This window comes from Lentzea sp. NPDC006480, from assembly GCF_040611995.1.
In the GTDB taxonomy this organism is placed as follows: Bacteria; Actinomycetota; Actinomycetes; order Mycobacteriales; family Pseudonocardiaceae; genus Lentzea.
On sequence record NZ_JBEXPJ010000090.1, the window covers coordinates 19488 to 33583 of the forward strand.

A 14096-nucleotide genomic window follows, 5' to 3' on the forward strand; every position below is an offset into this window, starting at 1 on the left:
GGATGGCCAACCTCGCCTCACTCCGGTCGCGAACCGCGCACCAGCGCGAGCTTCGCCTCGAGTCCGTCAGCGCGGTCGTTGCCGACGGCAACAGCCAGCTCCAGTGCCTGCTCCCAAGCCCGCACGGCGTCGTCGTGCCTGCCCAGCCGGAACAACAGCGGGCCCACGTCCTCGTCGAGCACCGCGACTCTCGACCGCACGTCGCTGAACCTGCGCAGCTCCTCGATGCACTGCTCGAACAGGGCGAGCGCCTCGTCGAGCCGGCCGAGCCCGACCAGTGCGACGGCGATCAGGGAGTCCAGCCGCGCGGCCGCGTACTCGTCGCCCTTCCTGCGGATGGCCGCGCGCGCTCGGTCCGCTTCTTCGAGTGCCTCGGCATGACGCCGAAGACCGTTGAGCGTGCCGACGATGTTCACTCGGCAAACGCACTCCATGTCCAGGTCCCCCAACTCGACCGCCAACTCGAGGCTTCGGCGGTTGCAGTCGAGCGACTCCTCCGCCCGGCCGGTGGAGAGGTACGCAACGCTCATGTTGTTGAGGCCGCCCGCCTCAGCGAGCTTGTCCCCCATCTCGCGGATGAGTGGCAGCGCGGCGTCGAATTCGCGCAGCGCGTCCTCGAAGCGCTTCACGTTGACGTACGTCGCGGCGAGCTTCAGCTTGAGCAAGTTCCGCACACGGGCGGAGCCGAGGTCCTGAACCGCCTCGAACATCGAGAGAAGTTCCTGATCTCGCACCCTCTCGATGACGTAGTGGGTGCGCAGGTGGATGGGGATCATCTGGGCGAGGAGGTTCCAGCCTCTGGCGAGGGCCGCGTGCATCACGGCGCAGAGGTTGTCCCACTCACCGCGACACCAGGCGAGCGCGCCGAAGCGGGTCGAGAACTCCTGCGGGACAACGCCGGTCGAGACCTCGTCCGCGTACATCACCTGAGTGACTCCGTGCACCTCCGCGGCGTTCTCCAGCGTGTGGACGTACCACTCCGTCAGCCTCAGGGCGGCCGCCTCGTCATCACCGCACAACTCGGCGGCGTAAGCGCGCAGCAGGTCGTGCAGGTCGTAACGGCCGGGCGAGCGGGTCTGCACCAGGTGGTCCGCGACGAGCCGTTCCAGCAACCGGCGTGCCTGTGCGACGGTGACGCCGGCCAGCGCGGCCGCGGCGCCGACGTCGAGATCGACTCCTGGGTGAACGGACAGCAGCCGGAACATCCGTGCCGACTCGGGATCGAGCGCCCGGTACGACCACGAGAACACCGCACGCACGTCGACGTCGTCGAAGTCGGTCAGTGCGTCCAGCCGCTCGGTGCGCAGTTCGCTGGCGAACTCGTGCAGCGGCGTGTCCGGGAACCGTGCCACCCGCTCGGCGAAAACCCGCAGTGCCAAGGGCAGTCCGGCGCAGCGCTCGACGATCTCGCGAACCGCGCCGGGTTCCGCCTCGAGACGTGCGGCGCCGAGACGTGCGGCGAGCAACCTGTGTGCCTCGTCGTTGTCCAGCTGCCGCAAGGCAATGCTCGTCGCGCCGTACCGCACGACGAGCGGGCGCAACTGGTTGCGGCTCGTGATGATCACCCGGACGCTCGGCGTACCGGGCAGCAGCGGCAACACCTGCCGGCCGGTCGCCGCGTTGTCCAGGACCAGCAACATCCGCCGGCCCGCCAGCTCGGTCCGCAGCAACGCGTACCGCGCCTCCTCACCGGCCGGTACGTTCTTCACGCCCAACCCGACCAGCAGCAACTCCGCTGCGTGGCCCGGGCTGACGGGCTGCGCCTCCTGCTCGAATCCCCGCAGGTTCAGGTAGAGGTCGCCGTCCGGGAAGTCCTGACGCACCGAGTGGGCCCACTGCAGCGCCAGGGCAGTCTTGCCGACGCCTCCGACGCCATGCACGACCGAGATCCCGTTCGCCTTGCCCAACAACGAAATTTCTTCGTCGCGGCCTACGAAGTCGGGCACACCCGCCGGCAGTTGCCGCGGCACTGAACGACGGTCCACGTGGCCGACGTCCGCACGGAGGATCCGCTGATGCAGGTCGCGCAACGCGGGGCCGGGATCGACCCCGAGCTCGTCCGCGAGCCGTTTCCGGATTTCCTGGTAGGCCGCGAGCGACGCGGCCTGCTGCCCGGAGCGGTAGAGCGCGAGCATCAGCTGCCGCCAGAACGACTCCCTCAGCGGGTGGTCCGCGACCAGGGACCGCAGCTCGGCCACCAGCTCGGCGGCGTGACCGCGATCGAGATCCGCGTCGATGCGGCGCTCCAGCACGACCAGGCGTTCGTCCAGCAACGGCGGTACGTCGTCGCGGTGCAGGGCGTCCGACTTGACGTTGCCGAGCACCGGTCCGCGCCACAACGCCGCAGCCGCGGCGAAGTCGCTGGAGCCCGCGAGCGCGCGGAACCGCAGCAGGTCAAGCTCGTCCTGATCGATCTCCACCCGGTAGCCGCCACCGGCCGTCCGCACGCGGTTGGCGGCACCGAGCGACTGCCGCAACCGGGTGACGACCATCTGCAAGGTCTTGTGGGCGCGGTCAACCGTCGGCGGTTCGCCGTCCCACAACCGTTCGATGAGCTCGTCGACCGACACGAACTGGTTGGGCCGCAACAACAATGTCGCCAGCAACACTCGCCCGCGGCCGGCCGGGACGTCGACGGGTTCTCCGTCGAGCAGCACTTCCAGCGGGCCCAGGACCCGGAACTCGACGCTCACCGATCACGCCCCCCGGCTACTTCTTCAGCTCCGCAAGCCGGGCCGCGACCCGCTCGGCCCTGTGGTCACCGAGATCGTGCCAAAGATCGAAGGCGCGTAGCCACGCCACGGCCGCCTCCTCACCCCGGTTCAGTCCCAGCAGCGCGATGCCCATCAGTTCCAGCACGTCGGCCTCATCGCCGGCATCTCCGAACGCGGCCATCGACCGGGCGACGGATCCCAGCCGTTCGACGGCCTCGTCGAGCCTGCCCAGCTCCAGCAGCGTTCTGCCCTGCTGCCCCTGCACCCGCGCGAGCAGGTACTCGTCCTCCAGTTCGGCCATCAGGGCGACGGCGCGTTCGGTCTCGTCGAAGGCTTCCTGGTGGCGACCGAGAGCGTTCAGGTAGAGGGCGCTGTTGCCGCGGGTGACGCCCTCCAGGTAGCGGTCCTCGAGCTCGACGCTGATCTCGGCCGCGCGCCGCACGCTCTCGAGCGCTGCTTCCGGCTGTCCGAGTGAGTTGAGCAGGAGTGCCTGGTTGCTCAGCCCGGCTGCCTCGGCGGTTCGTTCGCCCGCGTCGTGCACGAACCTCAGCGCCTCGCTGAAGCAGACCAGTGCGTCGTCCCGGCGGCCCACGTCGCTGTAGAGGCTCGCCAGCTTGAGCAACAGAAAACCCTGCTCGCGGATGCTCCCGAAGGTCTGCACCGCCTCGTACATCCCGACTGCCTCCGACCAGCGCCGCCGGTTGAGGCTCAGGTAGTTGTCGATGTGCGTCGGAATCATCAGCGCGAGCTTCTCCCAACCGCGCGCGACGGCCGCGTACAAAACCTCCCTGAGGTTGTCCCACTCCTGCCGGACCCAGGACGTCGCGTCGAACTGCGAGCTGAACCCCTGCGGCACCACGCCCGATGTGATCTCGTCCGCCCGCACCAGCATTCGCGCGCTTTGCAGCGCTCTGGCGCGTTCGAGGGTGTGGACGTACCACTCGGTCATCCGCAGCGCGGCCGCCTCGTCGTCGCCGCACAGCTCCGTCGCGTAGGCGCGCAGCAGATCGTGCAGGCAGTACCGCCCCAACGACCGCGACTGCACGAGCGCGTCGGCGACCAGGCGTTCGAGCAACCGCCTGGCCTGCGTCACCGACACCCCGGCGAGCGCGGCGGCGGCGCTCACGTCGAAGTCCGGTCCTGGGTGGACGGACAGCAGCCGGAACATCCGCGCCGACTGTTCGTCCAACGCCCGGTAGGAGCACGAGAAAACTGCACGGACGTCCACGTCGTAGAAGTCGTTGAACGCATCGAGCCGCTCCTCGTGCAGCTCGGCCACGAACTCCCGCAGCGACACGTCCGGGAAGCGCGACACCCGTTCCGCGAAGACCCGCAGCGCCAACGGCAGGCCGGCGCACCGTCGAACCATCTCGCGGGCGGCCTCGGGTTCGGCGTCCAGGCGTTCTTCGCCGATCACCACGGCGAGCAACGACCGTGCCTCGTCGAACCCCAGCTGCCCCAAGCTGATCGCGGTCGCGTCGTGCTGCGAGACGAGCGCCCGCAGCTGGTTGCGGCTGGTGATCAGCACGCGCACAGCGGCCGCACCGGGCAGCAGCGGCAGGACCTGACGCGCCGACGCCGCGTTGTCCAGCAACAGCAGCAACCGCCGGTCGACGAGGGTGGTGCGCAGCAACGCGAACCGCGCTTCCGCACCAGCCGGAACGTCGTGCACGCCCAACCCGACCAGCAAGTTCTCGGCGGCCGCAGCGGGATCCACCGGCTGCACCTCCGGGTCGAACCCGCGCAGGTTCACGTAGAGGTCGCCGTCCGGGTAGTGCTCACGCCGATCGCGAGCCCACTGCAACACCAACGCGGTCTTGCCGACACCACCAACACCGTGCACGACCGTGACACCGGACGCCTTGTCCAGAACCCCGAGCTCGTCCTCGCGCCCGACGAAGTTGCGCAGTCCGGACGGCAGCTGACGCGGGACCTGCGGCCGCGTCCCCGGCGCCACCTCGGCACGCAGGATCTGCTGGTGCAGCTCCTGGAGTTCAGGCCCCGGATCGACGCCGAGCTCGTCGGCGAGTTCGGCCCGCACCTGCTCGTACACGCGCAACGCCTCGGCCTGCTGCCCGGACCGGTACAGCGCGAGCATCAGGTGCCGCCAGAACGGTTCCCGCGACGGGTGTTCCGCCACCAGCGACCGCAACTCGGCCACCAGTTCGCCGGCGAGTCCGCGGTCCAGTTCCGCGTCGATCCGCCGCTCCAGCACCGCGAGCCGCTCACCGGCCAGCCGCGGCACCTCCTCGCGGTGCAGCTGCTCGGACGCCACGTTGCTCAGCACCGCGCCGCGCCACAACGCCGACGCGGCACCGAAGTCACCGGAGGCCGCGAGTGCCCGGAACCTCGACAGATCGAGCTGATCGGGCTCGACCACGGCCAGATAACCACCCGTCCGGGTCTGCACGCAGTCCGCCTCGCCCAACGCGACCCGCAGCCTGCGCACGACCATCTGCAAAGTGGCCTTGGCGCGGTCGAGCCGCGGAGGAGCGCCGTCCCAGACCAGGTCCACCAGCTCGTCGACGGGCACGAACCTGTTGGCCCGCAACAGCAACGCCGCCAGCAACACCTGGCACCGGCCGGCCGGGACCGTCACGGGCTCGCCGTCGACAAGCACCTCCAACGGCCCCAGCACGCGGTACTCGACGGTCATCGCCCGGCCTCCAGCTCCCGCAGCCGCTCGACAAGCTCGACCAGCCTCGGGTCGTCGAGAGCTCGCCACAGTTCCACCGCGCGCCGCCACGCCACCACGGCGTCGTCGCGACGGTCGAGCCGCAGCAGCACGTGGCCGAGGTGGCGCAACGCCTCGCCCTCGTTCTCCCGGTCGCCGAACTTCACCATGACCTCGACGGCGAACTCCAGGGCGCTCACCGCCTCGTCGAGCCGCCCGACTCCGGCCAGTGCCTCACCGTGCATGGTGTGAATTCGCCCGTGGACGAACTCGTCTCCGAAGTTCACCGCGATGGCGACGGCCGCGGTGCTCTGCTCGACCGCTTCGGCGTAGCGCCCGAGACGGCTCAGGATGAGACTCGCGTTGGCACGCGCGGCGCAGTACAGGAACGGGTCGTCGAGCTCGGCGAGCAAGGCGAAACCGTCAACGGACGTGGCGAGCGCGTCCTCCAGTCGGCCCAGACGTTCGTAGGCGCCGACCATGTTCAGCGTGGCCATCGCCTCCGCGCGCCGATCGCCGAACTTGCGGGCGAACCGCACTGCGTTTTCGTGGGCCCGAAGTGCCTCTTCGGCTCGGCCGCAGTGGCCGTACAGGGAGGCCAGTTTGATCTGCAGAATCGCCTGTTCCTGTTCGGTGCCGAAGTCTCTCACCCGTTCGAACAGCTCGAGCGCCTCCGGACGGCGTCCCGTGTCGATGTTGAGGTACCGGATCAGGTGAGCGGGAATCAGCAAGGCGAGCCGGGTCCAGCCGCGCGCGATCGCCGCCCGCGTCACGGCTTTGAGGTTGTCCCACTCGTTGCGAACCCAGGACATCGCATCGAACGCCGAGGTGAACCTCTGCGGCACCACGCGGGAGGTGATCTCACCCGCGTCCACCAGTTGCTTGGTGCCCTGCAGCTGGTCGGAGGCGTTCACCAAGGTGTGGGTGTACCACTCGGTGAGCTGCAGCGCCGCCGTCTCATCGTCGCCGCAGAGTTCGTTCGAGTAGGCGCGCAACAGGTCATGCAGGTCGTACCGGCCAGGAGACCTCGACTGCACGAGGTGATCGGCGACAAGTCGTTCGAGCAGCCGGCGTGCTTGGGCGATCGGGACGCCTGCCAGCGCCGCCGCGGCCGCGACGTCGAAGTCCTGTCCCGGGTGGACTGACAGCAGCCGGAACATCCGCGCCGACTCGTCGTCCAGAGCCCGGTAGGACCAGCTGAACACCGAGCGCACGTCCACGTCGTCGAAGTCGCTCAACACGTCCAGCCGCGCGGCGTCCAGTTCCGCGACGAACTCCCGCAGCGAGGTGTCCGGGAAACGCGCGACCCGCTCGGCGACCACGCGCAACGCGAGCGGCAACCCGGCGCAGCGCTCGACGATCGCGTGCGCCCCCTCCGGCTCGGCGTCGAGGCGTGCTGCGCCGATCACAGCGGCGAGCAACGTCCGTGCGGCCGCGAAGTCCAGCTGCCGCAACCCGATCGCCGTCGCGTCGTGCTGGGACACCAGCGCGCGCAGCTGGTTGCGGCTCGTCACCACCAACCGCACACCCGCCGCACCGGGCAGCAGCGGCACGACCTGGCGGCTGGACGCGGCGTTGTCCAGCACGAGCAACAACCGCCGCCCGGCCATCGTGGTGCGCAGCAACCCGAACCGCGCGTCCGGATCCGCCGGGATCTCCTCCACACCCATGCCGACCAGCAACACCTCGGCCGCAGCGGCGGGTTCGAGCGGCGCCACCTCCGGATCGAACCCGCGCAGGTTCACGTAGAGGTCGCCGTCCGGGAAACGATCACGAACCTCCCGCCCCCACCTCAGCGTGATCGCGGTCTTGCCCACGCCGCCAACGCCGTGCACAACCGTGACGCCATCGAGTTCGCCGAGCAGGCGGAGCTCCTCGTCACGGCCCACGAAGTTCCGCACGCCAGAAGGCAGCTGCCGCGGCACCAGCCGTCCGCCTGGGGGCACCTCCGCGCGCAGGATTCGTTCGTGCAGGTCCCGCAACGACTCATCGGGATCGATGCCGAGCTCGTCGGCCAACGTGGTCCGGAGCTCCTGGTAGGCCAGCAGCGCCGCCGCCTGCTGGCCGGACCGGTACAGCGCCAACATCAGCTGCCGCCAGAACGGCTCCCGCAACGGGTGCTTGGCCGTGAGCGCGCGCAGCTCCGGCAGCAGCTCACCGGCCAGCCCGCGGTCCAGGTCGGCCTCGATCCGCCGCTCCAGCACCACAAGCCGTTCCTCGGCCAGCCGCCGCACGTCGTCCCGGTGCACCGCGTCCGAGGCAACGTCGGCCAGCACCGGTCCCCGCCACAGCGCAGCAGCGGCGGCGAAGTCCCCGGAACCGGCCAGGGCGCGGAACCGCAGCAGATCCAGCTGGTCCGGCTCGATCTCCGCGAAGTAGCCACCCGGAGCCGAGCGCACGCAGTCCGCGTCGCCCAGCGCCACCCGCAGCCGCCGCACGACCATCTGCAAAGTGGACTTCGCGCGATCGAGCCGCGGAGGGGTACCGTCCCAGACGAGTTCCACCAGCTCTTCGGCCGACACGAACCGGTTGGCCCTCAACAGCAACACCGCGAGCAGCACCCTGGATCGTCCGGCCGGGACCGCCACGGGTTCGCCGTCGAGAATTACCTCCAACGGCCCCAGCACGCGGTACTCGGCTCGCACAACGTCCCCCATGTCACCTGCAGTGTAGGTGCTGTGATCACAGTGTGAGCGAAGTGTGAGCGCCCTCGGGCACAGTTGCTCTCAGCGGTGCTGGTGGCGCAAGACCTGGGGGGCCACCAGCACCGCTCATCAGTTCTCGGGGAGGGCGGCGAGCTTGGCCCGCACCTTCTCGGCATAGGGGTGCTGGTGGTACTCGAAGGTCGCCATGGACTCGATCCACGTACGACGCGCGGCGGCGAGGTCGCCGGCCTGCTCGTACGCCTCACCGAGCCACCTCTGCGCATTGGCGATGTCCGACCAGCTGCCGTTCTGGTTGAAGCACCTGATCGCGCCGGTGAGAAGCTCGATCGCCTGAGCGGACTCACCGAGATACACGAAATCGCGCCTTTGGTCATGTCCTCGTGCCCTATTTCGTACGGGCTCGCTGTGCCCTGCCGCAACGTTCTCACTTCGGTGCAGCATTCGAGTGCCTTCTCGTACTCGCTCACGAAGGTGAAGGCTTCCGCAACCTGGTGCACAGCCGTGGCGATCAGCTTGGCGGTCGCGCTGGCATCTCCGCGCTGCAGGTCGAGCGCGGCTTGGGCGACCTCCAGCGACTCATGTGGACGATCCAGCAGGATCAACGTCCACGCCCGGCCGCCCTGACAGATCACCTGTCCAGGCACGTCGCCCAACTCAGCGTAGGCGCGACCGCTCGCCTCGAACTTTCGCTTGGCCTGCTCGTACCAGCCGAGCCTGGCGACAGCGATGGCCTCCAGGTACACGAGCTTCGCGGCGCACGCGTGCTCACCTGCCCTGGCAGCGGCCTGTTCGGCAGCCGCGAGCGCCCACAACCAGTCCCGCCACGGGCCGATCCGTTCGATCAGTTCGAAGGCAATCCACACCAGCTGCCACGTGTGGCGGTGATCGCCCTGAGCCTCGCTCTGGGCGATCACCGCGCGCAGTACGTTGCCTTCCTCGCGGAACCAGCCGTGCACTGCTTCCACCTCGGCGAACACCTCTGAACTCGTCCCAGGCACCGCTACCGGCTCTTTCACGAAGTGCCGGCGCCGTGCGTGGTAGGTCGCATCGATCGCGATCAAGGTGTGGAGGTAGTGGTCGAACGTCCGCTCAAGAGCCTCGTCACGTGCCTCGGCCGATTCCTCCGCCGCCGCACGGTCAGCCGCGTACACCCGGAGCAGGTCATGGCAGTTGAACCGACCTGGCACGTGCTCGACCAGCAGGTTCGCTCGCACCAACTCACGCACGTGTTCGCGAGTCTCGTCGACAGGCAGCCCGGCGAGGCTCGCTGCCGCTGGCACCGTGATGTCCGGCCCTGGATGGACGCCGATCAGCCGGAACATCCGTGCCGCGCCAGGGCTGAGCTGCTGGTACGACCACTTGAAGACCGTTCGCACGCTGGTCGCCGCATCGCCGGTGTCCAACGTGTCGAGCCGCGTGCGCTCATCCGCCAACTCGGCAACCAACGCGGACAACGGCAACCGAGGGGCCTGGGCGGCGCGAGCGGCGACGATCGCCAACGCCAGCGGCAGCCCGCCGCACCACTTGATCAGCTCGTCTGCCGCGCCGACCCGTTCAGCGCCCAGCCGACTGATCAGCAAAGCGTGAGCTTCGGCGGGGCTGAGCACGTCCAGCGCGACCTGCTGCATGCCCTCGTTCACGACCAGCCCGGTCAAACGATCGCGGCTCGTGATCAGCACCAGGCACGGTGAAGGGCCTGGCAGCAGGGGGCGGACGTGCTCTGCGTCGCGGGCGTTGTCGAGCAGCACGAGAATGCGCCGGTCGGCGACCAGGCTGCGGTAGAGGGCCGAGGCTTCGTCGAGGTCGGCTGGCACGCGGTCAGGGGCTACGCCCAGGCCTTCGAGGAACCGGCCCAGCGCGTCGCCTGGGGTCATCGGTTCGCGGTGCTGGTCGAAGCCGCGCAGGTTCACGTAGAGCTGGCCGTCGGGGAACCGGGGCGCGATCTCCCGTGCCCAGTGGACGGCCAAGGTCGTCTTGCCGACGCCGGCGGTTCCGGTGATGGCCGCGATCGAACCCCCGTGTGTCAGGGCTTCCAACGAGTCCAGCTCGGCCGCGCGCCCGACGAACCGGGGAACGGCGGTGGGCAGCTGGCGCGGCACCGGTCCGCGCACCCGCACCGAGCCGGACAACACGCGTTGGTGCACCGAACGAAGCTCCGCGCCCGGATCCACGCCGAGCTCGTCGGCCAGCAACGAGCGCACCTCCTGGTAGGCCGCCAACGCCTGCGCCTGTTGCCCGGACTGCGCCAGCGCCAGCATCAGCTGAGCCCAGAACGCCTCGCGAAGGGGATGCGACACGACGAGCCCGCGCAGCTCGGCGACCAGGTCGGCGGCGCGTCCGGCCTCCAGGTCGGCGCCGATCCGGCGTTCCAGGGCCCGCAACCACTCCTCGGTCACCGGCGCGACGTCACGCTGGTGCAGCGAGTCGGACTGGACGTCGGTGAGCATCGGGCCACGCCACAACCCGACCGCGGCAGCGAAATCGCCGGCAGCGACCAGAGCCCTGAACCGCGTCAGGTCGATGGTCGAAGGATCGAGTTCGGTGCGGTAGCCGCCGCGCGCGGTCCGCACACAATTCGCCTCGCCCAGCGCCTGACGCAGCCTGGCGACCACCATCTGCAGCGTCTTGCGCGCTCGCTCGGAGGACGGTGGTTCGCCTTCCCAGAGCCGATCGACCAGTTCGTCGGCGGAAACGAACTGGTTGGGGCGCAACAACAACGTGGCGAGCAGCACGCGGCACCGCCCGGCCGGCACCGGTACGACGGCGCCGTCGACGAGAACTTCCAGCGGCCCGAGGACCCGGTAGTCGACAGCCAACGTTCCTCCCCCCAAGTGACGTGTGACCGAACTGTGAGCGCCGTCCCAGACCATATGACTGGCCGGTCCGGGCGCAGTTACCTCCCTCTTCGCTGCGGCGGGACCGGCCTCTCAGCTCAGCCGGGCCAGCAGCTCGCGCACGTCGTCGGCCTTCGCGAAGCCGAGGTCGTCGTAGATCTCCAGAGCCGCGAGGTAGTGGCCGCGCGCCGCGTCGAGCGAGCCCTGCTCCTGTTTCAGGTCGGCCAGCCGCACCAGTGTGTCGGCCTGGTAGTGCCGGTACGACAGTGCGCCCTGCAGCTCCGCGGATCTGAGGTAGTTCGCCTCGGCGTCGGCGTGCTGGCCCAGAGCGCGGTAGATGCTGCCGAGGGTGTCGCGGTTCGAGGCCACGACGGTGTCGCGCTCGTCCGGCACCAGTTCCAGGAACAGGTCGCGCGCCCGCACCGCCCACACCGCCGCTTCCGCGTGTGAGCCGAGTTCGTTGTGCACGAAGCCGAGCGACGCCGCGACGCTCGCGAGCTCGATCTGGTCGCCGCTCTCGGTGGCCACGTCCAGCGCACGCGCCAACGGTTCGAGCGCGTCGGTGTACTTGCCCTGGCGGCCGAGCAGGTAGGCGAGGCCGCGCAGGTCGTTGGAGAGCCCGATCCGGTCTCCCCGCAGGGAGTCGAGCGCCACGGCCGCGCGCAGCTGCTGCTCCGCCTCCTCGAACTCCTGCTCCGGCACCAGGAACGACACCAGACCGCGCCGGGCCCTGCACTGGCCTTCGAGGTCACCGGCCCGCTCGGCGGCCGCGATCGCCAGGCGTTGCAGGCGTTCGCCCTCCCGCCACCGGCCGGTCGCGAGCAGGAAGTGGCGGATCGCCCAGACCGTCCGCCACACGTGGCCGTCGAAACCTGCCTCGCCCGCAGCCGCCACCGCGGAGCCGAACACCGCGCGTTCCGAGGCGAACCAGCGGTCGGCGTCGGTGGTCGTGCCGAACGTCAGCACGACGGCGCCCGGAGCAGGAGGCGACGTGGTGATGGGCTGCCGCAACGGATCCGGCTTCGCCACGGCGGCCAGCGCCGAGTGCAGGAGGTGGTCGAAGATCCGTTGCCGGGCGTCAGAGCACTCCCCCGCAGACAACCTCGCGGCCGCCTCCTCCGCCGCGTACGACCGCATCAGGTCGTGCAGCCGATAGCGGTCGTGCTGGCAGTTGATCAAGCTGTAGCGGACCAGTTCGTCCAGTGCCTCAAGCGCAGCAGCCCCCAACAGGCTCGTCGCCGCGGGCTCGGTCACGTCCGGACCGGGATGGAGGCCGAGCAGCACGAACAACCGCGCCGCCGCCGGGCTCAGGCATCCGAACGTCCACGAGAACACCGCGCGCACGCTCGTCAACGGGTCATCGGTGTCCAACGCGTCGAGAGCCGCGAACTCCAGCTCCTCCACGAGCATGCCCAGCGGGTGCTGGTCGAGCATTGCCCGCGCGGCCACCACCGCGAGTGCCAACGGCAGCCCCGCGCACAGCTGGACGAGCCGGGCGGCCGCGGCAGGTTCGGCCGCGACCCGGTCCGCGCCCACCCGGCCGCGGAACAACTCCATCGACTCACCGCTGTCCAGCACGTCCAGTGCGAACGCGCCCTCGGAAACCAAGCCGGGCAAGCGATTGCGGCTCGTGATCACGGCCAGGCTGCGCGTCCCACCGGGCAGCAGCGGGCGAACCTGAGCCAGGTCGCGGACGTTGTCGAGCAACACCAGCACCCGCCGCCGGGACAGCACCGCGCGGTAGCTGCCGAACATCTCCTCGGTGCCGAGCGGGATCTCGTCCGCCGGCACGCCCAGCGCCAGCAGGAAGTCGCGGGCCGCGCCGGCCGGGTTCACCGGCGCACCCGTCGGGTCGAACCCGCGCAGGTCCGCGTAGAGCTGCCCGTCGGGGAACCGAGGAGCCACCCGGTGCGCCCACTGCACGGCGAGCGACGTCTTGCCGACGCCACCGCTGCCGTGGATCACCGCGATCGGCGCTCCGGCGTCGAGCCTGTCCAGTTCGGACTCCCGGCCCACGAAATGAGGCAACGCGGTCGGCAGCTGACGCGGCACCTGATGCCGCACCACAGCCGGCCCCGGCACCTCGCCCGCCAGCACCTGCCGCTGCGCCTCCCGCAGCTCCCGCCCCGGCGGCACGCCGAGCTGCTCCTCCAGCAGAACGGCGACCTCCTGGTACACCGCGAGCGCGTCCGCCTGCTGACCACCGCGGTGCAACGCGAGCACCAGCTGCGCCCAGAACACCTCGCGCAACGGGTGCTGCGTCGTGAGCACCCGCAGCTCTGGCACAAGCTCCGCCGCGAGCCCGCGCGCGAGATCCGCGCCGACCCGGAGCTCCAGCGCGGTCAGGCGTTCCTCGGCCAACGCGGGCACGGCGTCGCGGTGCAACGACTCGGACGACACGTTCGCGAGCACCGGCCCGCGCCACAACGCCGTCGCCGCCGCGTGCTCGCCGGCGTTCAAGTGCGCCCGAAACCGCAGCAGGTCCAGTTGACCGGGCTCCACCACAGCGGCGTAACCACCAGTGCCGGTGCGCACGCAGCTCGCCGGTCCGAGCGCCTGCCGCAGCCGGGTCACGATCATGTGCACCGTCTTGCGCGCGCGGTCGCGCGTCGGCGGAGTGCCGTCCCACAACCGCTCGACGATCTCCGCAGTCGGGACGAACTCGTTGGCGCGCAACAGGAGCGTGGCGAGCAGCACGCGGCACCGACCGGCGGGCACGACGACCGGGGCGCCGTCGTGCAGCACCTCCAGCGGCCCCAGCACGCGGTACTCGACTCGCACGTCGTCGCCTTCCCCCAGCACTGCCGAGCGACGAGTCTATGGGCGTGAAGCCGGTGTGACCGAAGTGTGAGCGCGGCAGGGCAAAGTAGTGATCAGCCGGACGACGAGAGTGACAACGAGTTCTTGGGGGGTGTCACGATCGTCGGCCTCAGGCGGGCAGGCCCTCCCCAGTGGTCCTGTCCGCCACGAGATCCGGTCATGGGGGAACCGGACAGTCCCCTGCTGTTCGGTGGGCCCGCGGCTACGGCTGCGGGCCCTTTACATTTGTCCGGAAGATCCCGCGACAGCGAGTGTCATCGAAGCGTGAGTGAAGCGTGAGCGGCGTCCGGCAAAGTCTTCCTCAGCCGGTTCGACGGAGGCAGGCGGCTGGGCGAGCGGGAAACGGTTGCGGCGACGCTGAAACAGGGTTCGCGGACGTTGCCGGTGA

5 protein-coding genes are annotated in these 14096 nt (G+C 69.9%); all 5 read right to left on the minus strand.

The window, feature by feature from the left end:
* Positions 1-17: 17 nt before the first annotated feature.
* The gene (locus ABZX92_RS29285; RefSeq protein WP_355566150.1) at positions 18-2693 is read right to left on the minus strand and encodes a BTAD domain-containing putative transcriptional regulator; all 2676 of its coding nucleotides are present in this window, start codon (positions 2691-2693) and stop codon (positions 18-20) included.
* A 16-nt stretch (positions 2694-2709) separates the two neighbouring features.
* On the minus strand, positions 2710-5370 hold the full coding sequence (locus tag ABZX92_RS29290; protein ID WP_355566153.1) for a BTAD domain-containing putative transcriptional regulator: 2661 nt from the start codon (positions 5368-5370) through the stop codon (positions 2710-2712).
* A complete protein-coding gene (locus ABZX92_RS29295) occupies positions 5367-8045 on the minus strand; it encodes a BTAD domain-containing putative transcriptional regulator (RefSeq protein WP_355566156.1) in 2679 nt (892 codons plus the stop codon). The genes ABZX92_RS29290 and ABZX92_RS29295 overlap by 4 nt, the downstream gene beginning before the upstream one ends.
* Positions 7994-10870 carry a BTAD domain-containing putative transcriptional regulator gene (locus ABZX92_RS29300; RefSeq protein ID WP_355566159.1) on the minus strand — a complete coding sequence of 959 codons (2877 nt, stop codon included), beginning with the start codon at positions 10868-10870 and terminating at the stop codon, positions 7994-7996. Before ABZX92_RS29300 ends, ABZX92_RS29295 begins: the two co-directional genes overlap by 52 nt.
* Before the next feature lie 111 nt (positions 10871-10981).
* Entirely contained in the window at positions 10982-13669 is a 2688-nt protein-coding gene (locus ABZX92_RS29305; RefSeq protein WP_355566163.1) for a BTAD domain-containing putative transcriptional regulator, read from the minus strand.
* Positions 13670-14096 lie beyond the last annotated feature (427 nt).